Source organism: Blastococcus sp. URHD0036 (assembly GCF_000701365.1).
Classification (GTDB): domain Bacteria; phylum Actinomycetota; class Actinomycetes; order Mycobacteriales; family Geodermatophilaceae; genus Trujillonella.
Genome location: NZ_JNIK01000013.1, coordinates 33,119 through 54,512 on the forward strand (window position 1 = coordinate 33,119; position 21,394 = coordinate 54,512).

The 21,394-nt window shown below is 74.5% G+C and carries 22 protein-coding genes and 2 tRNA genes; 9 read left to right on the forward strand and 15 right to left on the reverse strand.

What is annotated here, in order from left to right; all coding sequences use genetic code 11:
* The gene (locus N555_RS0109780) at nt 1-1,614 is read right to left on the reverse strand and encodes a carboxyl transferase domain-containing protein (protein WP_029431306.1); all 1,614 of its coding nucleotides are present in this window, start codon (nt 1,612-1,614) and stop codon (nt 1-3) included.
* A 56-nt stretch (nt 1,615-1,670) separates the two neighbouring features.
* Between N555_RS0109780 and N555_RS0109785 the strand changes: the two genes are divergently transcribed.
* Nucleotides 1,671-2,282, forward strand: a complete 612-nt coding sequence (locus N555_RS0109785) for an SACE_7040 family transcriptional regulator (RefSeq protein WP_081866114.1) — start codon at nt 1,671-1,673, stop codon at nt 2,280-2,282.
* Nucleotides 2,283-2,327: 45 nt separating this feature from the next.
* Here N555_RS0109785 and N555_RS0109790 read toward each other — a convergent pair whose 3' ends face one another.
* The gene (locus tag N555_RS0109790; RefSeq protein WP_029431308.1) at nt 2,328-4,145 is read right to left on the reverse strand and encodes a hypothetical protein; all 1,818 of its coding nucleotides are present in this window, start codon (nt 4,143-4,145) and stop codon (nt 2,328-2,330) included.
* Between the two features lie 133 nt (nt 4,146-4,278).
* Entirely contained in the window at nt 4,279-5,490 is a 1,212-nt protein-coding gene (locus tag N555_RS0109795; protein WP_051683918.1) for a hypothetical protein, read from the reverse strand.
* A gap of 149 nt (nt 5,491-5,639) precedes the next feature.
* Here N555_RS0109795 and orn point away from each other — a divergent pair, with 149 nt between their 5' ends.
* From orn to N555_RS0109810, 3 genes are all read left to right on the forward strand, one after another.
* On the forward strand, nt 5,640-6,296 hold the full coding sequence (orn, locus tag N555_RS0109800) for an oligoribonuclease (RefSeq protein WP_029431310.1): 657 nt from the start codon (nt 5,640-5,642) through the stop codon (nt 6,294-6,296).
* Nucleotides 6,297-6,360: 64 nt separating this feature from the next.
* Nucleotides 6,361-6,436 (forward strand) — tRNA-His (locus tag N555_RS0109805).
* Between the two features lie 219 nt (nt 6,437-6,655).
* Nucleotides 6,656-7,813 carry an MFS transporter gene (locus tag N555_RS0109810; RefSeq protein WP_197028956.1) on the forward strand — a complete coding sequence of 386 codons (1,158 nt, stop codon included), beginning with the start codon at nt 6,656-6,658 and terminating at the stop codon, nt 7,811-7,813.
* 24 nt (nt 7,814-7,837) lie between these two features.
* Here the strand turns inward: N555_RS0109810 and N555_RS0109815 are convergent, their stop codons facing one another.
* Genes N555_RS0109815 through N555_RS0109830 form a run of 4 tightly spaced genes read right to left on the reverse strand, consistent with a single transcriptional unit; the run spans nt 7,838 to nt 10,516 of the window.
* Nucleotides 7,838-8,458 carry a TMEM175 family protein gene (locus N555_RS0109815; protein ID WP_029431312.1) on the reverse strand — a complete coding sequence of 207 codons (621 nt, stop codon included), beginning with the start codon at nt 8,456-8,458 and terminating at the stop codon, nt 7,838-7,840.
* A gap of 48 nt (nt 8,459-8,506) precedes the next feature.
* Nucleotides 8,507-9,283, reverse strand: coding sequence for a DsbA family protein (locus N555_RS0109820; RefSeq protein ID WP_051683919.1), 777 nt, complete (start codon nt 9,281-9,283; stop codon nt 8,507-8,509).
* The gene (locus tag N555_RS0109825; protein WP_197028957.1) at nt 9,270-9,746 is read right to left on the reverse strand and encodes a MauE/DoxX family redox-associated membrane protein; all 477 of its coding nucleotides are present in this window, start codon (nt 9,744-9,746) and stop codon (nt 9,270-9,272) included. The genes N555_RS0109820 and N555_RS0109825 overlap by 14 nt, the downstream gene beginning before the upstream one ends.
* 44 nt (nt 9,747-9,790) lie before the next feature.
* A complete protein-coding gene (locus N555_RS0109830) occupies nt 9,791-10,516 on the reverse strand; it encodes a YcnI family copper-binding membrane protein (RefSeq protein ID WP_029431315.1) in 726 nt (241 codons plus the stop codon).
* 325 nt (nt 10,517-10,841) lie between these two features.
* Here N555_RS0109830 and N555_RS0109835 point away from each other — a divergent pair, with 325 nt between their 5' ends.
* Nucleotides 10,842-12,476, forward strand: coding sequence for a peptide chain release factor 3 (locus N555_RS0109835; RefSeq protein ID WP_231502686.1), 1,635 nt, complete (start codon nt 10,842-10,844; stop codon nt 12,474-12,476).
* A 15-nt stretch (nt 12,477-12,491) separates the two neighbouring features.
* Here the strand turns inward: N555_RS0109835 and N555_RS27875 are convergent, their stop codons facing one another.
* Nucleotides 12,492-12,881, reverse strand: coding sequence for a hypothetical protein (locus tag N555_RS27875; protein ID WP_029431317.1), 390 nt, complete (start codon nt 12,879-12,881; stop codon nt 12,492-12,494).
* Between the two features lie 89 nt (nt 12,882-12,970).
* Nucleotides 12,971-14,311, reverse strand: a complete 1,341-nt coding sequence (locus N555_RS28270) for a methyl-accepting chemotaxis protein (RefSeq protein ID WP_029431318.1) — start codon at nt 14,309-14,311, stop codon at nt 12,971-12,973.
* A gap of 186 nt (nt 14,312-14,497) precedes the next feature.
* Between N555_RS28270 and N555_RS0109850 the strand changes: the two genes are divergently transcribed.
* On the forward strand, nt 14,498-14,743 hold the full coding sequence (locus tag N555_RS0109850) for a hypothetical protein (protein WP_029431319.1): 246 nt from the start codon (nt 14,498-14,500) through the stop codon (nt 14,741-14,743).
* 8 nt (nt 14,744-14,751) lie between these two features.
* Here N555_RS0109850 and N555_RS0109855 read toward each other — a convergent pair whose 3' ends face one another.
* The 4 genes from N555_RS0109855 to N555_RS0109870 form a co-directional block, all read right to left on the reverse strand.
* Nucleotides 14,752-15,030: a MoaD/ThiS family protein gene (locus tag N555_RS0109855; protein ID WP_029431320.1), complete on the reverse strand. Its 279-nt coding sequence runs from the start codon at nt 15,028-15,030 to the stop codon at nt 14,752-14,754.
* The gene (locus N555_RS0109860; RefSeq protein ID WP_029431321.1) at nt 15,027-16,109 is read right to left on the reverse strand and encodes a WD40/YVTN/BNR-like repeat-containing protein; all 1,083 of its coding nucleotides are present in this window, start codon (nt 16,107-16,109) and stop codon (nt 15,027-15,029) included. Before N555_RS0109860 ends, N555_RS0109855 begins: the two co-directional genes overlap by 4 nt.
* 77 nt (nt 16,110-16,186) lie before the next feature.
* Nucleotides 16,187-16,606 (reverse strand): hypothetical protein, encoded by a 420-nt coding sequence (locus N555_RS0109865; protein WP_029431322.1) that lies wholly within the window; start codon nt 16,604-16,606, stop codon nt 16,187-16,189.
* Nucleotides 16,607-16,680: 74 nt separating this feature from the next.
* Complete coding sequence (locus tag N555_RS0109870; protein WP_231502687.1) at nt 16,681-17,829, reverse strand: L,D-transpeptidase; 1,149 nt, start codon at nt 17,827-17,829, stop codon at nt 16,681-16,683.
* Nucleotides 17,830-18,041: 212 nt separating this feature from the next.
* Between N555_RS0109870 and N555_RS0109875 the strand changes: the two genes are divergently transcribed.
* A tRNA-Lys gene (locus N555_RS0109875) sits at nt 18,042-18,114 on the forward strand.
* 137 nt (nt 18,115-18,251) lie between these two features.
* On the opposite strand, the gene N555_RS28275 is transcribed toward N555_RS0109875, so the two are convergent.
* The gene (locus tag N555_RS28275) at nt 18,252-18,647 is read right to left on the reverse strand and encodes a cupredoxin domain-containing protein (RefSeq protein WP_029431324.1); all 396 of its coding nucleotides are present in this window, start codon (nt 18,645-18,647) and stop codon (nt 18,252-18,254) included.
* 417 nt (nt 18,648-19,064) lie between these two features.
* On the opposite strand from N555_RS28275, the gene N555_RS0109885 reads away from it, so the two are divergent.
* Together N555_RS0109885 and N555_RS0109890 are read left to right on the forward strand one after the other, a co-directional pair.
* Nucleotides 19,065-20,462 carry a chloride channel protein gene (locus tag N555_RS0109885; protein ID WP_081866115.1) on the forward strand — a complete coding sequence of 466 codons (1,398 nt, stop codon included), beginning with the start codon at nt 19,065-19,067 and terminating at the stop codon, nt 20,460-20,462.
* Nucleotides 20,463-20,521: 59 nt separating this feature from the next.
* Nucleotides 20,522-21,007, forward strand: coding sequence for a hypothetical protein (locus N555_RS0109890; RefSeq protein ID WP_029431326.1), 486 nt, complete (start codon nt 20,522-20,524; stop codon nt 21,005-21,007).
* Here the strand turns inward: N555_RS0109890 and N555_RS0109895 are convergent, their stop codons facing one another.
* Nucleotides 21,008-21,370, reverse strand: a complete 363-nt coding sequence (locus N555_RS0109895) for a cupin domain-containing protein (RefSeq protein ID WP_029431327.1) — start codon at nt 21,368-21,370, stop codon at nt 21,008-21,010.
* Between the last annotated feature and the right edge of the window lie 24 nt (nt 21,371-21,394).

Sequence of the window (21,394 nt, forward strand, 5' to 3'; positions counted from 1 at the left end):
TCACATCCGGAAGACGCCGTAGCCGACGTCCTCCAAGGGCGCGTTCGCGCAGGCGGACAGGGCGAGGCCGAGCACGGTGCGGGTGTCGGCGGGGTCGATCACGCCGTCGTCCCACAGCCGGGCGGTGGCGTAGTAGGGGTGGCCCTGCGTCTCGTACTGGTCGCGGATCGGGGCCTTGAAGGCCTCCTCGTCGGCGGCCGGCCAGTCCTCGCCGCGCGCCTCGAAGCCCTCCCGCCGCACGGTCGCGAGCACCGAGGCCGCCTGCTCCCCGCCCATCACCGAGATGCGGGCGTTGGGCCAGGTGAACAGGAACCGGGGCGAGTACGCCCGGCCGCACATCGAGTAGTTGCCGGCGCCGAACGAGCCGCCGATGACGACGGTCAGCTTCGGCACCCGGGCGCAGGCGACCGCGGTGACCATCTTCGCGCCGTGCTTGGCGATGCCCGCGGCCTCGTAGTCGCGGCCGACCATGAAGCCGGTGATGTTCTGCAGGAAGAGCAGCGGGATCCTGCGGCGGTCGCACAGCTCGATGAAGTGCGCACCCTTGAGTGCCGACTCCCCGAACAGGACGCCGTTGTTGGCCACGATCCCGACCGGGTGCCCGTGCAGCCGCGCGAAGCCGGTGACCAGCGTCGCCCCGTAGAGCGGCTTGAACTCGGCGAACCGGCTGCCGTCGACCAGCCGGGCGATCACCTCCCGCACGTCGTAGGGCGTGCGGGAGTCGGCCGGCACCACCTCGTAGATCGACTCCGGCGGGTGCAGGGGTTCCTCGGCCGGCTCGACGTCCCACGGCCGCGGCTCGCGCGGGCCGAGGGTGCCGACGATCTGGCGGAGGATCTGCAGCGCGTGCGCGTCGTCCTCGGCGAGGTGGTCGGTCACCCCGCTGACCCGGCTGTGCAGGTCGCCGCCGCCCAGCTCCTCGGCGGTCACGACCTCGCCGGTCGCGGCCCGCACCAGCGGCGGCCCGCCGAGGAAGATCGTCCCCTGCTCGCGGACGATCACCGCCTCGTCGCTCATCGCCGGCACGTACGCGCCGCCGGCGGTGCACGACCCGAGGACGGCGGCCAGCTGCGGGATGCCCTGCTTCGACAGGTTGGCCTGGTTGAAGAAGATCCGGCCGAAGTGCTCGCGGTCGGGGAACACCTCGTCCTGCATCGGGAGGAACGCGCCGCCGGAGTCGACCAGGTACAGGCAGGGCAGCCGGTTGTGCAGCGCCACCTCCTGGGCGCGCAGGTGCTTCTTCACCGTCACCGGGTAGTAGGTGCCGCCCTTGACGGTGGCGTCGTTGGCGACGACGACCACCTCGCGTCCGGCCACCCGCCCGACGCCGGTGACGATGCCGGCGGCCGGGGCGTCGCCGTCGTACATGCCGTGCGCGGCCAGCGGGGAGAGCTCGAGGAACCGGCTGCCGGGGTCCAGCAGCGCGTCGACCCGCTCGCGGGGCAGCAGCTTGCCGCGCTCGACGTGCCGGCGCCGGGCCCGCTCGCCACCGCCCTCGGCGACCAGCGCGAGTTGCGCGCGCAGGTCGGCCGTCAGCTCGGCGTGCGCGGCGGCGTTGCGCGCGGCGGCGTCCGGATCGGACGGGGTGGTGCGGCTCAGCACGGGGGCGTCCACCCCGCGGAGGTTAACGACGGTTCACCCCGGGGTCAACGGCGGTTAACATCGTCGGCGTGACCGCGGGGACCGAGCAGGCCGACACCGCCCTGCACGCCGACGCCGCCCGGCCCTCCCGGCGCGAGCAGATCCTGCGTGCCGCGGCCCAGCTGTTCGCCGAGCGCGGATCGCGGGCCGTGGGAGTGGACGACGTCGGGGCGGCCGTCGGCGTCACCGGCCCCGCCATCTACCGCCACTTCGCCAGCAAGGACGCGATGCTGGCCGAGATGCTGCTGCGGATCAGCGAGCGGCTGCTGGCCGGCGGCACCGCGGAGGTCGCCGCAGCCGGCGACGACCCCCTGGCCCAGTTGCGGGCGCTCATCGCCTTCCAGGTCGACTTCGCCCTGGACAACCCCGCGCTGATCACCGTGCAGGACCGCGACCTGCAGAACGTCCCGGACGCCGACGCGCACGAGGTCCGCCGGCTGCAGCGGCGCTACGTCGAGGTGTGGGTCGGGGTGCTGACCGCGCTGCACCCGGACGCCGGCACCCAGGCCTGCCGGGCACGGGCGCACGCCGTGTTCGGGCTGGTCAACTCCACCCCGCACAGCGGCGGGCGGCTCCCCCGGGCGCGGATGGCCGAACTGCTGACCGCGATGGCCGAGGCCGCCGCGACCGCTCGGGTATAGGAAGCGATCCCCACGTCCTCCGGTCCGGGACGAGGGGGAAGCTTCCTATGCCCCGGGGGTCGGGTCGGGCATCTCGAGGGCGAGGGCCAGGCCGGCCACCCGGTCGAGGTCGCCCGACGAGCCGCCGCCCGGACCGGCCCACGCCGTCTCCACGACGGTGACGACGCCGCCGCCCTCGGGCAGGGCACTGGCGTACTGGGCACCGCGGCCCAGGCTCGCCGGCGCCCCCGGATACGCCTCGCCCTCGCGCAGCAGGTCGTTGACGTTCCCGCTGCCGTCGGTGTCGACCAACGCCTTGAACTCCGTCGCCCGGCCGGCGGCGCCCAGGTCGACCGCGGAGATCGAGACGACGACCGGCCGGCCGCCGACCTCGGTCGAGTAGAGGGCCCGCGCGAGTCCCGCGCAGTCACCCTCGGCGAAGAACCCCGGCACGTCCCTGCCGTAGGCGTGATCGGCACAGCTGTCGTCCTGCCGCACGACCTGGACCGTGAACGTGAGGTCGTCGCGCGCCGTCTGCTCGCCGACCTCGGGCCCGGTCACGGCCGGGGCCGCGGTGGTCGGTGTGGGGTCGGCGGTGCCGGATCCGCCGTCGTCGTCGCCGCCGCCGCCGGTGAGCAGCAGGAGCCCGCCCACGACGACGAGGAGCAGCAGGACGACGGCGCCCGCCATCAGCGCCAGACGGCGGGTCCGGTCCGGTCGCCTGCGCGCCACCACCAGCGGCATGCCCGGCGGCCGGTCGTCCGACCAGCGGGTCGCGGTCGGGACGGCCGGGCTGACGAGCGTCCGCGGCTGTGCCGGGCTGCCGGGGTCGGTGGACTCTGCCTGGCCGAACAGGCCGCCGATGCCGTCGGTCTCGTCCCGGGCCGCCGGGATCGCGGGCTCCGCCTGGCGGGGAACCGCCTCCGGTGGGGCCGCGACATGGGTCGCGCGCGCGGTCACCGTGGCCGACTGCGCCGCCGACGCCTCGTCGGCGCGGATCGCGGCGGCCGCCACGGCTGCCGCCGCCGCGGGGTCCACCCGCGGCCCGTCCGGGTGGGCGGCCACGAAGCCACCCGTGGCCGGGAACGCCGGGGACGGAGCCGGAGCGGGGACGGCGGGAGGGGGCGCGACCGGCGGCGGGGCGACGGGGGCCGGGGCCGGCGGCGCCATGGGAGCGGCGGCCTCGGAGGCGGCGTTCATCGCGGCCGGCGTCAGGAGCTCGCGGCGGCGCAGCACGTACGGCGAGTACGGGAAGCCCTCGCCGTTCAGCTCCTCGACCGAGGGGCCGCGGCCGGGGAGGCCGAGCACCTCCAGGGCGGTCCGCACGTCCGCCGTCGTCCAGTACCGGGGGTTGGCGACACCGGTGTAGTGGGCCGCGCGGGCGATGCCCAGCAGCAGCGAGCGGGTGTCGAGCAGGGCCACCTGGTCGCCCTCGCCGAGGTCGCCGTCCTCCGGCCGCAGACCGGTGACGTCGCCGACCAGCACGGTGAGTCGGGCGATGCGGCCGGGCTCCAGTCCCGCCTGGCGCAACCGGGTGGCGGCGTCCATGCCGGCGCGCATCAACGCGTCCAGCGGCGAGGAGCCGCCGCCGGCGATCTGCAGCACCTCGCCGGGTCCGGCGTCGGGCGCGATGCTCCAGGAGCCCTCGGGCACCGCGGTCACCACGCCGCGCTGCTTCGGGACCTCCGCGATGCGCACCACCGCGAGGCCCTCGGGCACGAAGAGGACGGCGTCGGAGATCCGGCGGCCCATCGGACCATCGACCATCGGCAGCGAGGCGACGATGGCCGAGCGGACGGTCCCGCCGGTGTCCCACCGGGTCAGCTCGGCGAAGAGGGCACGCTCCCCCGCCGTCTGCAGCGGCTCGGGGGTGAGGGCCAGCACGTCGTCGTCCTCCGGCGGGTCAGGGGTCTGGGGCGCGGATCGGGGCGCGGGCGCTCGGGCTCCGCGACGCAGGCGGGCCCGCCCGGGCAGGGCGCACCTCGACGCTACGTCATGTGACGGCTCGGTCCGTCGCTCAGCGGAGCGACGCGCCGCCCACGGCGGCAGGGAGCTGCACGTCCCCGGCATCCGGTTCGCTCGGCGCGCGCCAGCCGGCGAACCAGGAGCTGCGGGCCACGACGTCGACTCCGGACCACAGCACGGTGAACGACGCCACCACGAGCGCGATCGACCACCAGGTCCAGTTCCACGGCGGCAGCATGTCCGCGGCGTCCTGCAGCCAGCCGGCGCCGTAGACCGCCAGCGCGGTGACCGGCGCGGCGCTCCAGCCGGGCAGCCCGTAGGTGATCGCCAGGTCGACGCACACCGCGCCGACCAGCATCACGAACGGCAGCACCGACTCGGGGAAGCCCATCCCGGCGAGCGCGAGCCACATCACGGCGCGGTAGGCGAGGTACACGGCGACGACCGTGGTGGCGGTGAACCGGAGGCCGACCACCTTGCGGGCGACGACGAGCGACAGCAGGCCGGCGCAGATGATCCACGCGGGGTGCACCCAGGAGGGCACCGGCAGCATGAACATCGTCGGGGTCTGCCCCTGGGAGGCGGCGAAGTCCAGCAGCTGCTGCTCGGCGGTGGTGTGGCCGGCGAGGTAGTCCCGCAGCGACAGGACGCCGTACTCCTGGTGCTGGTTGGGGAAGACGACGTTCTCGACGAAGAACAGCCAGAGGCCCAGCGAGACCAGGTCCCGCACCCGTCCCGGGGCGGCGTAGAGCCACCAGCCGCGGATCGCACCGGCCAGCATGATCGCCGTCCCCAGGTAGAGCAGGGCGTGGCTGGGGCTCCAGCTGGTGATGTCCAGGCCGTTGATCCGGTGGTTGACGATGTCGATCGGGATCGCGATCAGGAACGTCGCGATGCCGGCCTGCATCAGCCGCAGCGCGCGCCGGTCCACGCCGTAGCCGCTGTAGCTGTGGAACAGGACCAGCCCGATGACGACGGCGGTGCCGGCGGAGTTGAGCAGGTGCGGCGGGGCGAGGTCGTCGCGCAGCCACTTGAAGTGCCAGGAGACGTCCCACGAGGAGCCGAGCATCTTGAGCAGGAAGGCGCCGAGCCAGGCGGTGTAGATCCACCGCAGTTCCTGCTGGGAGGTGTGCCGGCCGGGCCGCCCCGGGGTCATGTAGGCCGGCCACAGCCACCGCAGCGTCGCGAACGGGTGTCGGACGGCGGCGCCGAGGGACCCGGGGGGCTCGGGGACCGTGCGGGCGGCGGTCGCGGGGCTGGGCACGGGGGTGCTCCCTGCAGATCGGGGTGGGGGCACGGCGAGCGTAACGGCGGGAGCGCCCGAAACCGACCCTCCGAGTGGACCCACGCGGCGCGTGCGAGGGGGCAGGCAGGCGGGGCGCGCGGGACGGGCGTTGCGTAGGGTCGTGCCCCGTGGCGGAGAGTGCGGGACACCTGGTCTGGATCGACTGCGAGATGACCGGGCTGGACCTGATCAAGGACCAGCTGATCGAGGTGGCCGTCCTCGTCACCGACTCCGACCTCAACGTGCTCGACCCCGGCCTGGACCTCGTGATCCACGCCGACGACGAGGCGCTGGCCGGGATGGTCGACGTCGTGCAGGAGATGCACCGCAAGTCGGGGCTCACCGAGGCCGTCCGGGCGTCGACGCTGACGGTCGCCGAGGCCGAGCAGCAGGTGCTGGCCTACCTCAAGCGCTTCGTGCCCGACCGGCGGACCGCCCCGCTGTGCGGCAACTCGATCGGCACCGACCGCGGCTTCCTCGCCCGCGACATGCCCGAGCTCGACGACCACCTGCACTACCGGATGGTCGACGTGTCCTCGATCAAGGAGCTGGCCCGGCGCTGGTTCCCCCGGGTGTACTTCGCCCAGCCGCCGAAGGGCCTGGCCCACCGCGCGCTGGCCGACATCATCGAGTCCGTCCGCGAGCTGGCCTATTACCGGAAGACGCTGTTCGTCGACGGCACCGGGCCCAGCTCCACCGAGGCGCAGGCCGCCGCCGGGCAGGTCACCGAGACCTTCGCGGCGGTCCTCGCCGCGGGCGACGCGACGACGCCCCCGGAGGGCTGACCGGACCGGCTCCTGCCCTCGGGTATCGTTGCCCCGGTTCCCGGTCTCCGACCGGGTGCACGTGGTGGGTGTAGCTCAGCTGGTAGAGCACCAGGTTGTGATCCTGGGTGTCGCGGGTTCGAGCCCCGTCACTCACCCCACGCGGAGGCCCCGGTCAGGGAACTGACCGGGGCCTCCGACGTTCGCGGTCGCGTCGCCGAGCCGGTCCAGCACAGAACCGGCTGAGCCTTCTCGAGAGGGAGTCCGTGTCCGATCAGCGCGCCGGGTCGTCCCCGGCTGCGACCCGGGGTCCCGGAGCCGGAGACACCGCGGAACCGCCGCGGGGGTGGTCACCGTGGCGGGCCGTCGTCGGTTTCGGCGTGGTGAGCCTGGCCGCCGACATGGTCTACGAGGGCGCCCGCTCGATCACCGGCCCGTTGCTGGCCTCCCTCGGCGCGTCGGCCCTGCTGGTCGGGCTGGTGACCGGAGCGGGCGAGGCGCTGGCACTGGTGCTGCGGCTGCCGTTCGGCACCCGGGCCGACCGCTCCGGCAGCTACTGGCCGATGACGATCGCCGGCTACGCGCTGACCGCCGTGTGCGTGCCCCTGCTGGCCGTGACGCCCTTCCTGGGCGCGGCCGGGCTGACGGTCGGGTGCCTCCTCGTGCTCGCCGAGCGGACCGGGAAGGCGGTGCGCAGCCCGGCCAAGTCCACGCTGCTCGCCCACTCCGCCGGGCCGGTCGGCCTGGGCCGCGGGTTCGGCGTCCACAAGGCGCTGGACCAGATCGGCGCGTTCGCCGGCCCCCTGGTCGTCGCGGCACTGGTCGCGGTCACCGGTCTGCTGTGGCCGGCGCTGGCCGTGCTCGCCGTCCCCGGACTGGCCTCGATCGCGCTGCTCCTCTGGCTGCGCCGCCGGACCGGTGACCCGCTGCGCGACCAGGCACGGGCGGAGGGGGCGCAACCGACGGTCTCGCTGCTGCGGGCCGGCCGCGAGCTGCCCCGCGCCTTCTGGCTGTTCGCCACGTCGTCGGCACTGACCACCGCCGGCCTGGTCACCTTCGGCGTCATCTCCTACCACCTGGTCACCGACGACCTCGTGCCCACCGCTGCCGTCCCCGTGGTGTACGCCGCGGCGATGGCCTCGTCCGGGCTCGCCGCGCTGGCCGTCGGCTGGCTGCACGACCGCCGAGGCGCGCGGGTGCTCCTGGTGCTGCCGGCCATGGTCGCCGTGGTGCCGGTGCTCGCCTTCACCGACGCCTGGGGGGTCGTCGTCCTCGGGGTGCTCGTCTGGGGAGCGGCGACGGGCCTGCAGGACTCGACGGTCAAGGCCCTGGTCGCCCAGCTGGTCCCGGCCGGCCGCCGGGGAACCGGGTACGGGATGTTCGCCGCGGTGCAGGGCGTCGCCGCGGTCGCCGGCGGCGCGCTCGCCGGGTGGCTGTCCGCGGAGTCCGTGCCGGCACTGGTCGCCGTCGTCGCCGTGCTGCAACTGGCCGCGATGGCGCTCCTGGTCCGGACGCTGCGGACGACACAGCCGGCCTGACCCCGTCGGCGTCCGCGGGTCTCGCTACTCGCGCACCGGAACGGCTCCCGCCCGGCGCTGGACGGCGTGCTCGACGGGAGCGCTGAGGAGCAGCAGCAGCGTCGCCCAGTAGTTAACCGCCGGCACCGCCACCCCGAGGACGAAGGCCACCAGCAGCAGCGCACTCGTCGTCCACCAGCCCGGCGGGGTGGCGTGCTCGGGCCGCACGTCGTCGCGGCGCAGCGCGTCGCGGCGGCCGATCAGCAGCGACATGACCGCCAGCAGCACGGAGCTGATCGCGACCGTGCCGAGGTACAGCGCGACGGCCAGCCGATCTTGGCCGCCGTAGACCGCAGCCACCTGCGTGGCGAACGGCAGGAACACGATCGTCAGCAGCCACCCGAAGTTCAGCGACACGAACACCGGGTCGTAGCCGCCGACCCGCTCGAACATGGCGTGGTGCGCGCGCCACAGCCGCGCGATCACCACGAAGCTGAGCAGGAACGCGCCGAAGCGTCCGGCGTTGTCCGACAGCACCGTCGACAGGCTCTGCTCGTGGTCCTCGTCGAGGACGTCGACCAGGGGCAGCACGAGCAGCGTGATGGCGATGGCGACGACCGCGTCCAGGAACGTGATCAGTCGGTCCAGGCCGCGGCTCGTGCGCACGCGGCGAAGGCTAGGCGCAGGTCAGCACGCTGCGGCGGTCCCGGGACCTCAGCCCTGGGCGGCCTCGACGGCGGCGCTGAGCGCCTCGGCGGTCGGGGCCTCCAGCGGCTCCCCGTCGACGAGGATCCGCGGCGTGCCGGTCAGCCCGTCCCGGCTGGCCCGGTCGGTGGCGCTCGCGACCCAGTCGCCGAACCGGAGGTCCCGGATCGCGGCCGCGACGTCGTCCCCCTGCGCACCGGCCTGTGCGGCGGCGTCGATCAGCTCGTCGTCGGTCAGCCCGGGGCCGTTCTCGGCGGGCTGCTGGGCGAACAGCGACTCGCTGAACGCGTGGAAGGCGTCGGCCCCCGCGGTGTCGGCGACCACCGCGGCCGCGTTGGCCGCCCGGGTGGAGTACGCGTCGTCGGAGAACCGGTCCAGGATGGCGACCGGCCGGTAGCGGACCAGCACCTCGCCGTCGGCCACCAACTGGTCGAGCGTGTCGCCCGTGCTCTCCTCGAACGCCCGGCAGGCCGGGCAGAGGTAGTCCTCGTACACGTCGACGGTGACCGGCGCGCCGGGCGAGCCGACGGCGAACCCGGTCTCCGCCGTGCCCGCCGCGGTGTTGGCCGGCGCCACCGCGTCGGCGGTGTCGGTGCGGGCGGACTGCACCAGCACGGTCACGAGCACGGCGGCCACGACGACCACGGCGACCGTGATGCCGGCGATCAGCTGGCCGCGCCTGCGCCGGCGCAGCCGCTCGGCCTCCTGCTCGGCGGCCCGCTTCGCCGCGATGCGTTCCCGGGCGGCCTGCCGGCCGCGGGTCGGGGAACGGTCAGGACCCGGCATCGGGACCTCCTCGGGACGTGGGGGCACGGTCGAGCAGCGCCCAGCGGGTACGCGGGCGGGCGACCAGGAACAGGGCCGCGACGAGCAGGGCGCCGTCGCGGACGATCTCGGACAGGTAGGCGGTCGAGTCCGCGTCGACCTCACCGCCACCGCCGAAGCAGCCGCAGTCGATGCTCAGCCCGCGCGCCCACGCCGAGGAGACGGCGGCGATGAACCCGGCCAGCAGCAGGGCGGACACCACCGCCGCCGGCCGCACGAAGACCCCGGCGAGCAGCAGGATGCCGACGGCGATCTCCAGCACCGGCAGGCCGAAGGCGAGCAGCGGGACCAGGCCCTCCGGCGCGAGCTGGTAGGCACGGACGGCGCGCTCGGCGGCCGCCGGGTCGGGCAGCTTCAGCGACCCGGCGACCACCCACACCGTGCCGACCACCACGCGCAGGACGGTGCCGACCCAGGGCAGCACACCGGCACCCCGCTCGAGAAGGGGCGCCCGGACCGGCGCCACGGTCAGCTGCGCCGGCGGGTGGCCAGCCCGAGTCCGAGCCCGGCCAGGCCGGCGACCAGACCGACGATGCCGACGACCAGCGCGGTCACCGCCAGGCCGTCGGAGTCGTCGGAGTCGTCCGCCGTCGCGTCGGAGGCGTCGGTCGAGTCGTCAGAAGACGCCTCGTCGGCATCGTGGCCGGCGTCGTCCGACCCGGTCAGCGAGAGGACCGGAGCGGGGTTCTCGGGCTCCTCCTCACCCTCGACGGTCGGCTCGATCCAGGCCGACTCCTCGCCGTCGTCGTAGGTCTGGATGGTCGGCAGGACCAGCTCGTCGACGTCCGGGATCGGACCGGCGCTGATGGAGAAGGTCTGGTACTCCCCCGGCGCGATGCCCGCCCCCGCGTCGGCGGTCCAGGTGATCTCCGTGACCGCCTCGGTGACCTCGCTGCCGTGCACCTCCACCGGCGGGTCGATCGCCCCCGTGGTGGTCGTCGCCGTCCAGCCCGGCACCGGCTTCACGCTGACCGAGGCCAGCGGGGTGTCGGTCGGGATCTGCACCCGCAGCGAGACGGTCGAGGCCGTGTCGCTCTCGTTCGGCACCCGGAACGTCAGCTCGCCGTAGCCGCCGGGCGCCGCGTCGGCGGAGGACACCCGGATGTGGGCGGAGGCAGTGCCCACCCCGGCGGCCAGGACGGCGACGGTCGTGACGGAGACGGCGGCGAGCACGCGCAGGGGACGGACGGGCACGGAGAAACTCCTCGGTCGATCGCCGGACCGGCCTGCTGCCGAGGTGCGTGCGATGACCCAGTAGTCGCTCCGGCTCCGGTCCGGGTTCCGCCCCCGCTCCGGAAGTGACGACGATCACCGCCCGCCCGGCGCCGGTCGGGGCAGTCGCGGGCGGCGCGCTAACCTGGGGTGTCGGGCGGACCGGCCGCGAACAGCTCGACTCGCGGACTCCGAGCCCCGTCGCCCCCGTACGGAGACCCCGGCCGCACTGCGACCGGGAGATCGCCACGTCCGGGTGGACGCCCCGGGCGGCCGACACCGCACCCGTCGTCAGGGAGAACCACTCGTGAGCAGCACAGCACCGACCGCCCCGGGCTCCGCGGTGCCGTCGTCGCGGGCCCCGCAGGTCGGGGACGTCGTCGCCGAGGCCGGCCGGCGGCGGACCTTCGCCGTCATCAGCCACCCCGACGCCGGCAAGTCGACCCTGACCGAGGCCCTCGCCCTGCACGCCCGGGTGATCGGCTCGGCCGGTGCGGTGCACGGCAAGGCCGGCCGCCGCGGAACGGTCAGCGACTGGATGGACATGGAGCGCGACCGCGGCATCTCCATCACCTCCGCCGCCCTGCAGTTCGCCTACCGCGACGCCGTGGTGAACCTGCTCGACACCCCCGGGCACGCCGACTTCTCCGAGGACACCTACCGCGTGCTCACCGCGGTCGACGCCGCGGTGATGCTCGTGGACGCCGCCAAGGGCCTCGAGACCCAGACGATGAAGCTCTTCGCCGTCTGCAAGCACCGCGGCATCCCGATCATCACCGTGATCAACAAGTGGGACCGGCCGGGCATGGACGCGCTCGCGCTGATGGACGAGATCACCGAGCGGACCGGCCTCATCCCGACGCCGCTGACCTGGCCGGTGGGCATCGCCGGCGACTTCCGCGGCGTGCTCGACCGGCGCGACGGCAGCTACCGGCACTTCACCCGTACCGCCGGCGGCGCGACCATCGCCCCGGAGGAGGTCTTCCCCGCCGAGGCCGCGGCCGCCCGCGAGGGCGACGCCTGGACGCAGGCCGTGGAGGAGTCGGAACTGCTCGCCGAGACCGGCGCCGAGCACGACCAGGAGATGTTCCTGGCCGGCGACACCACCCCGGTGCTGTTCGCCTCCGCGGTGTCGAACTTCGGCGTCGGCCAGCTGCTCGACGTCCTCGTCGACCTGGCGCCGGCCCCCACGCCGCGGCCGGACGCCGAGGGGCAGCCACACCCGCTGGACGCCCCGTTCAGCGCCTTCGTGTTCAAGGTCCAGGCCGGCATGGACACCGGGCACCGCGACCGGCTCGCCTACATCCGGATCTGCTCGGGCGTCTTCGAGCGGGGCATGGTCGTCACGAACGCCTCGACGGGCCGGCCCTTCGCGACGAAGTACGCCCAGCAGGTCTTCGGCCGGGACCGGGAGACCATCGAGACGGCCTGGCCCGGCGACGTCGTCGGCCTGGTCAACGCGGCCGCGCTCGGCGTGGGCGACACCCTGTACGTCGACCGGCCGGTGACCTATCCCCCGGTCACCACGTTCGCCCCCGAGCACTTCGCGGTCGCCCGGGTCGCCGACACGAGCAAGTACAAGCAGTTCCGCAAGGGCATCGACACGCTCGCCGGCGAGGGCGTGGTGCAGGTGCTCGTCTCCGAGCGGCGCGGCGACGGTTCGCCGGTGTTCGCCGTCGTCGGCCCCATGCAGTTCGAGGTGGCCAGCCACCGCATGGAGCACGAGTTCGGCGCCCGGATCTCCCTGGACTCGCTCCCCTACTCGCTGGCCATGAAGACCGACGAGGCCTCGGTCCCGGCCATCACGTCCAGCAGCGGCACCGAGGTCATGGAGCGCGCGGACGGGGAGCTGCTCGCCCTCTTCACCACCAAGTGGGTCATGGGCATGGTCCGGGAGAAGCCGGGCGTGACCCTCGAGCCCCTGGTAGCCGCCCAGCTCTGAGCCGTTCCGCGCAGGTCAGCCGATCTGGACGGTGGTCCGGCCGCGGAGCACCCACCGGCCGTTCCGGCGCTCGAGCGCCGGCGGCGGGGTGTCCGACGGGCGCTCGGTGCCGGCCACCCGGGAGAAGGGCCGCGTCACGTCGGTGCCCAGCAGCTCCCGGCCGCGCGCGCTGAGCGCGAAGGTCTCGGTGATCTGACCCGGCTCCCGCGGCAGGGACTCGAGGTAGCCGGCCGCGTGCGCGCTGGTGAAGCAGCCCAGCAGGTCCACCTGACGCTGCCGCCACGCCACCCCGTCGCCGTCCGCGGGCCGGGGGTTGAGCCGCTGCAGCAGCGCGAACATCGTCACGGGCTGGTCGTCGGCCTGCAGGGCCTCGAGGACGGGACGGACGGCGGCGCGGCTGGACATGCCGGAGACGCTAGGCGCACCGGCCGAGCGATCCCGGGGCGCTGACCTGCCGAAACTCGCCGGGAACCCTGGGGAGAGCTGCCATGCGATCACTCCCCGGCGACGACGCGTTGCAGGTCGGCGGCCATCCGGTCGGCCTCCCGTGACGCCCCCGCGATCGCCTCCTGGGCCTGGATCGACGCGGCGCTCTGCTCCTCCACCGCGGCGGCGATCGTGCTCTGCGCGTCGACGACGCCGCGGATGATCTCCTGCACGCCGCCGAGGGCGACGCCCGCGGAGCCGACGTCGGTGCGGACCGTCTCCACCACCCGCCGGATCCGCTCGGTCGCCCGGGCCGTCTCCGACGCGAGGTCCTTGACCTCCCCGGCGACGACGGCGAATCCCTTGCCGGCCTCCCCGGCGCGGGCCGACTCGATCGTCGCGTTCAGGGCGAGGAGGTTCGTCTGGTCGGCGATGCCGGAGATGGCCGCGGCGATGTTCTCGATCTCGGTCATCGTGCCGGCCAGCCGCTCCACGGTCTCGGCTCCCGCCCGCGACTGGGAGCTGGCCTCCTGCGCGGTTCCGCTCGCGTGGCTCGCCGCCGCCGCGATCTCGCCGATGGCCGAGCGCAGTCCGTCCATCACCCCGGTCGCCGTCTCCACGTTGGAGTTCAGCCGGTGACCGGCCTCGACCAGTTCGCGCAGGCTCTCCTCGCGGCGCGCCGCCCGCTCCGCGCTCTCCCGCGCCTGCCGGGCCGCCTCGTCCGAAGCCCGGGCGCGTTCGGTCGCCAGCTCCAGCTCGGCCTGCACCTGGCCGGCCCGCTGCTCGTCGGCGAGCCGGCGCTGCTCCCGCCGCTCGCGGTCGGCCTGCTCGGTGAACTTCCACCCGTAGGCGAGGAACGTGGCCTCGATCAACAGGAACACCGCGTGCAGCGCCACGAACGCCAGCGGGTTCTCGTGCGCCTGGTGGGTGCTGAACACCGACTCCGGCATCCAGACGCCCATCGCCGCGTGGTGGACGGCGACGAAGCCGACGGCGGCCAGGAACGGGGTCCACATCTGGTACAGCGCGACGAGGGGCAGCAGGGCGTAGAACCAGATGTGCAGGTCGGTCAGGCCGCCTCCCACGTGCACCAGGACGTCGGCGCCGATCATCAGGCCCAGGCACACCGCGGTCGCCCGTGCCACCGGAGCCCGGAGCACGACGCCCAGGACCGCCATGCCGGCGAGGGCCGCGAGCTGCCCCCAGAGCAGCCAGCCGCCGACGTCACGCGCGAGCCCGACACCCGCGAGCACCGGCACGTGCGCCACCAGGACGGCCAGGGTCACCCGGTGCCGGGCCTGGAAGCTGCGCTCGTCGAGCCGGGCTCCCCGGGGCACCCAGGACCACCCGGTCCCGCCGCGGTCGGCGGCGACGTGCGGGACAGGGAGAGGCGCGGACGTCGTCGTCATGTGCGGGACATCGGTCGCGCGCAACGGAACTGAAGCGCAATCGGTGGAGCGACTACAGCTATCCGGAACCGGCCCGCACCGCTCGCTCCCTGCCCCGCCGAGCCGGCTGGGGCGGGTGAGGCGGACGGGCCGGACACGCGCCCGGCGGTGCTGGCCCGCCCGTCCCCCGGCTCGGACCCTGGCGACATGACGACGACCTACGCGTACGGCACCGCGCACGCGGTGGTCATGGTCGGCGCGGTCGGGACCGCCGACGGGCTGCAGCCGCGCCGGATCGGCCCGCTGCACGCCACGATCGGCCGGGTCCACGGACGCAGCCGCAAGTCGCTGTGCGGCGCCTACGTCGCAGTGGACGAGCAGACGCCGTGGCCGCCGCAGGGCTACGACGACGAGCAGCTGTGCCCGGAGTGCGCGGAGCTGGCCACCCTCTGACCCCTGGCTCAGCCCCCGGCGACCGACGGCAGGACCTGCACCACCGCGCCGTCGGCCACCGGCGTGGCCAGGCCCTGTGCGAACCGGACGTCGTCCCCGTCGACGTAGACGTTGACGAACCGGCGCACCGCCCCGGTCTCGTCCCGGATCCGCCTGCCCAGCAGCGGGTGCTGGACGTCGAGCCGGTCCAGCACGTCGGCCAGCGTCCCGCCGCCGTCGACGGTGAGGTGCTTGGCCCCGCCGGCCAGGTCGGCGAGCACGCCGGGCAGGACGACCTCCGCGCTCATGGCAGCCGCGCCGCGCGGACGACGAGGACGTCGGGCAGGTGCGCGGCGACGGTGGTGAAGGTGTCCCCCTCGTCGGCCGAGGCGTAGACGCACCCGTCCCGGGTGCCCACGTAGACCCCCGTCGGGTCGCCCTGGTCGGCGCAGGAGGCGTCGCGCATGACCGCGGCCCAGCTGGCGTCCGGCAGCCCCTCGCCCAGCTCCGTCCAAGTCGCGCCGGCGTCCCGCGTGCGGTGCACCCGCAGCCGTCCGCCCGGTGGGAGCCGCTCCATGTCGGCGACGAGGGGCACCACCCAGGCGGTGCCCGGCTCCCGGGGCGAGGAGACCACCGGGAAGCCGAAGTCGGCGGGCAGGCCGTCGGCGATCGACCGCCAGGAGACCCCGGCGTCGTCGGTGCGGAACACCCCGAAGTGGTTCTGCGCGTACATCCGGTCCGGATCGGCGGCGTCGACGGCGACCTTGTGCACGCACTGGCCGTACTCGGGCAGCTCGTCGGGGAGGAACACCGCGGTGATCCCCTTGTTGCGCGGCGCCCACGCGGCCCCGCCGTCGTCGCTGACGTAGACGCCGCCGGTGCTCATCGCGACGACGACCCGGTCCGACGCCGGATCGGGCAGCACGGTGTGCACCGCTCCCCCGCCGCCGCCCGGTTCCCAGCTGGGCCGGTGCGGGTGCTCCCACAGGCCGCGGACCAGCGAGAAGGAGCAGCCGCCGTCCTCGCTGCGCCACAGCGAGTGCGGCTCGCAGCCGGCCCAGACCACGCCCGGGCGGTCGACGGAGTCCGGCCGCAGCTGCCAGACCCGGGCCAGCGCCGCCCCGGTGTCCTCCGGGAAGCGGATGGCGCCGGACTCCGTCTCCTGCCAGGTGCGACCGAGGTCGTCCGAGCGCATGACCGTGGGACCCCAGTGGCCGTACTGGACGCCGGCGAGCACCCGCGGCACCGGGCCCCGCGTGTCGACGGAGACCGCAGCCACCTCCTGGGACAGCAGGTGCGGCCCGTCGAGGCTCCAGCTGTGGCGGTCGTCGTCACTGCGGGCGAGCCACAGGCCCTTGCGGGTGCCGATGGCGAGAAGGTCGGTCATGGCGCCTCCCTGGTCCCGGGGACGCGACTGCGCCCCTCGCCAGACGTGACCGGCGGGGGGCGCAGAAGTGAGCGGTGCTAGCGGCGGGTCGCACCGCCCTCGGGATACCGGTCGCCGTCGGCGGCCACCCCGTCGGCGTGCCGCGCCTGCTCGGCGGAGAGGCCGGGCGCGAGCTTCTCGGCCTTGGCGCGCAGCTCCTCGGCGGCGGTGGCGTGCTCGTGGGCGGTGGAGGCCCGCTGCGCGGCCTCCTGCTCGGCCAGGCGGGTGCGCTCCTCGACCTCGGCCCGCTCGCGACGGGCGCGGGCGGCCTGCTCCTCGGCGAGAGCCTGCTCCTTCTCCGCCTGCACGCCGCGCAGCTGCGCCTCTTGCAGGTGCTCACGGGCCTGCTCCCGCTTGCGGACGGCCCCCACTCGCCGGCGCTTGGCCAGGGCCAGCGCGAGCGCGGCCAGCAGCAGGACGGCGACCACGACGATCAGCACGATCACCCAGGTGTCCACGGGTTCCTCCTCGTTGGATGGACCCCGGGAGTTCCCGCCAGGCCGGGCCGGTAACCACCGGAGCCGGCGGCCGGCTACTGCAGCGCGCTCCCGGCCCGCCACTCGTCCCAGGAGATCGTCCAGTCGTAGATGTCGCCGTCGGCCCGGCCGAGCGGCGGCCCGATCGAGTTCTTGATCTCCACGACGTCGCCGGCCTGGGAGAAGTCGAAGAACCAGGCCGCGCGCTCGGTGGACATGTTGATGCAGCCGTGCGAGACGTTGGTGTTGCCCTGCTGGGCCACCGACCAGGGCGCCGCGTGCACGAACTCGCCGTTGTTGGAGATCCGGACGGCGTACTCGACCGGGGTGCGGTAGCCACCCGGGGCGTCGGACGGGACGCCGAAGGTGCTGGAGTCCATGATCCGGTCACGGTTGAGCTCGGTGACGACGTGGATGCCGTTGTGGCTCGGGTTGTCCGGGCTGCCGGCGCTCATCGGGTAGCTCTGCACGAGCTGGTCCCCGTCGTAGACGTCGATGACGTGCGTGCCGGCGTCGGCGACGGACACGTGCTTGGCGCCGATGCTGAACTCGATCGTGCGGTCCTTCTCACCCCACACGCCGTCGCCGAAGGACACGCCGTAGAGGTCGGCGCTCAGGGTGACGTCGGTGTACGCCGGCCAGTAGGTGGACGGCCGGAAGTGGACCTCCGAGTCGCTCACCCAGCTCCAGACGCCGTCGGTGGGTGTCGAGCTCTCGACGTGCAGGTTGCTCTCCACCGAGGCCTGGTCGGCGACCGGCTCGTCGAAGTACACGCGGATCGGCATGCCGACACCGACGGTCTGCCCGTCCAGCGGGCCGATGTCGGGCGTGGAGACCTGGTCCGGCGTGACCGTGGTGAAGGTGGCCGACTGCTCGACCGTCTCCTCGTCGCCGCCCTCGGCGCTGGCGGTGAGCGTGTAGCTGGTGCCGTAGGCGAGCTCGACGTCCGGCGTCCACACGTCGACCGCGGGGTCGTCGGGCGAGTCGGTCACGTTGCCGGCCACCGGGGCCCCGTCGCCGTCGGTGACGGTCACGTCCTGCAGGTCGCCGTCGGACACGGTGATCTCGAGCGGGACGACCGGCGAGACGTCGACGCTGCCGTCGGCCGGGCTGAGCGACACCTCGGCCGGCTCCGCCTCGGCGGACGAGGACGCCGCCGCTCCCCCGCCGTCCCCGTCGTCCTGGCACCCCGCGAGCAGGAGCACCGCCCCCACCATGGCCACTGCGGCAGTCCGTCGCACTCGGTCCTACTCCCCTTCGGTCCCCGCCGGCTCCGCGTCCGGGGCCGCCCGGGTCCAGGCTCCCACGCAGTAGCGGAACGAGAGCAGCCGCCGCGCACGGCGCAGAGGGGCCCCGACCGGCGACCACTCCGGCGCTGGTATCGTTCTCCCTCGTTGCCCGGCCAGCCGGACGACACGCGCCATTAGCTCAATTGGCAGAGCAGCTGACTCTTAATCAGCGGGTTCGGGGTTCGAGTCCCTGATGGCGCACCCCACACGTTCTCCCCGGCCGACCATCCCGGCGCGGGCGGCTCATCGAGCCACTCCAGCTCGCCCGCGCGCATCTGGCGCGTCGTCGCCGCGGCAGACGCTCCGCCGCGTGACCAGCCCCCGGGGCCGGGCGGCCGTCACTGCACGACGAGGACGCCGTGCATGTTGCCGTGGAGGAGGCAGCTGAACGCGTAGCTCCCCGGCGTCGTCGGTGCGGTGAACACGGCCGTGGCGCCCGGGAGGATGGTGACGTCGAACGCGCCGCCGTCGTCCGCGGTGACGGTGTGCGCCTCGGCGTCCGCGTTCGTGACCGACACCATGGCTCCCGGGGGGACCGAGGCCGGTGTCGTGTACGCGAACGCGTCGATCGTGATCGCGGTGGCGGACGTCGTCGTCGTCGACGGTGTGGCGCCGGCGGAGGCTGCGGTCGAGGACGGGCCGCTGGACGACGACGCGCTCGACGTGGGAGCCGAGCCGTCGGTGTCAGCCGAGGACCCGCAGGCCGCGGTGGCGGCGATCAGGAGTGTGCTCACCGCCGGCCCCAGGAGCCGTCGCCGCCAGGTGGCGGCCCGAGGGCGTCGACGGGCTGCGGTGGACGAACTGCTGCTGATGCCCACGGGGGATCCCTCCAGGAGTCGGTCGCCGGGGTCGACGACCGGTGTCGTGCCGCTCTGGCACACGGACCCGCCCGTGCCGCCGCGTCGTCCCGCGACTCCGGGGGCGGGTCGGGCAGGCCCCTCCTGCCGGAGGGGGAGACACACGGCGTTCGTGCCGAGGTGCCGGCCTGGTTCACCCGACCGGCGATTGCCGAGGTGACCATCCGGAACGGGTGAGGCCACGCCTCCCGGCCGCCGTTAGCTTTCTGCCCGCAGGGCCGGGCGAGCGCGGATCGGAGCAGCGATGGACGCGACCGTCGCCGCGCTGAACGCGGCACCGCCCGAGCCGCCGCCATGACGACAGAGGCGCCCGCGGGTCCTGCGACCGGAGGCGCCGCACCTGGCGGCCCCGCGGCGACCGCCGGGGGTGACCCGGCGACGCTGCTGCGCAGCACCTCCTACCTCCGGCTGCTCGTGATCGCCGCCGTGCTCGGCGTGCCCGTCTCCGCCGTCGCCTACGGCTTCCTCGTCCTCACCTCCGGTCTCGGCGACTGGCTGTACACCGATCTGCCCGAGGCCCTGGACCTGGACCCGACTCCCGTCTGGTGGCCGCTGCCGCTGCTGGGGGTAGCCGGCCTGCTGGTCGGGCTCGTCGTCCGCTTCTTCCCCGGCGGGGGCGGGGAGTCCCCGCTGGACGGCTTCCACCCCGGCGGCGGGGCGCCCGCTCCCCTGCCGTTGCTCGGCATCGCGCTCGCCGCGCTCGTCAGCCTCGGCCTCGGAGCCGTGGTCGGCCCCGAGGCGCCGCTGATCGCGATCGGCGGCGGCCTGGCCGCGGCGGCGGTGCGGCTGGCCCGCCGGCCGATACCCGCGCAGGCGCTCGCCCTCGTCGCGGCGACGGGCAGCTTCGCGGCCATCAGCGCCCTGTTCGGGTCTCCCCTCGCCGGCGCCTTCCTGCTCATGGAGGCCGCGGGCATCGGAGGCCCGATGCTCCGGCCGCTGCTGCTGCCCGGTCTCCTCGCCTCCGGCATCGGCTCGCTGGTGTTCATCGGCCTCGACGCGTGGTCCGGCGAGGGCGTCGTCTCCTTCGCGATCCCGGACCTGCCCCCGTTGGCCCGGCCGGACGTCGCGCAGTTCGCCTGGGCTCTGGCCATCGGGGCAGCCGCCGCCGTCCTGGTGGCGGCGATCCGCCGGGTCGCGGTACCGCTGCGGGCCCCCGTCGAGCGGCACCTGCTGGTCGCCACGCCGCTGGTCGGGCTGGCGATCGCCGGCCTGGCCATCGGCTACGCGCAGGCGACCGGCCACGACGTCACCGACGTCCTCTTCTCGGGCGAGGAACAGCTACCGCAACTGGTCGCCGCCGAGGCGGACTACACCGTCGGTGCACTGCTCCTGCTGCTGCTCTGCAAGTCGCTGGCCTACGCGGGCTCGCTGGTCGCGTTCCGCGGCGGCCCGACCTTCCCGGCCCTGTTCCTCGGCGCGGCCGGTGGGATCGCGCTGTCCCACCTGCCGGGTCTGCCGATGGTCCCGGCCCTCGCCATGGGGCTGGCCGCCACCACTGCCGCGATGCTCCAGCTGCCGCTGACCTCGGTCCTGCTGGCGACCCTGATCCTGGGGGCCGACGGGGTGGCCGTCATGCCGGTGGTCGTCGTCGCCGTGACGGTGGCCTACGTCGCCACGGCCTGGCTGGCCCCTCGTCCGGCCGGGCTCGTGACCGCTTCCGGCGCTGCCGGCCCGGTCCCCCAGCCGAGGTAGGCGCCGGCTCACCCCGGCCGGGCGATGCTCCCGACGGCCGGCGCGGCGACGCTCCTGGCATGCGACGACTGCCCGCGCCCGTCCTGGTCCTGTTCGCCGGCATCCTGCTCGCGGGCTGCTCCGACGACGACTCGTCGAGCGCCGACTCCTCGAGCTCGAGTGCGGCCTCGTCCAGCAGTTCCTCGTCGAGCAGCGCCGCCTCCGGTTCGGCGACCGGCACGGCCGCGGTGTGCTCCTCGCTGCAGCAACTGCAGAGCTCGGTGTCCGCCCTCTCCGACGTGCCCGTCCGCGAGGGCGGCATCCCGGCCGTGCAGTCCGCGTTCACGACCGTCCAGCAGAACGCCAACCAGGTCGTCGACGACGCGCAGGACGAGTACGCCAGCCAGTCCGATCAGCTGAGCACGGACCTCACGGCCGTGCAGACGGCGCTGTCGGACGTGACCAGCAGCCCCTCGGCCTCCACCCTGCGAGCCCTGACCTCGTCGATCTCCACCCTCGCCAGCGACGTCACGTCCTTCGCCGGCGACGTCGGCTCGACCTGCTGACTACGGGGCGCCGCCCCGGAGGTGCCGGACGACGTGTTCGAGCTCCTCGGTGGGCGAGACGTCGACGTACTCGCAGTCCTCGATCGCCTCGGGGGCGTGCCCCGGGGCCCAGTAGAAGGCCTGGCCGGCCGTGTAGGTCTGGTCACCGTCCTCCGTGTGCATGACCAGCCGGCCGGAGATCATGTAGCCCCAGTGCGGGCATGGGCAGAGGTCCCCGGGCAGCCCGACCAGGCCCGGTCGGAGGTCTGCGCCGGCGGGGAGCCGCACCCAGGCGATGGTGTGCCCGCCGGCCCGATCCGTGCGGAACTCGACACCTCCGCCCTCGATGGCCATCGGCAGGTCGGTGCGATCGATGACGCGCATGACACTCCTCCTCGTGCGGTGGTG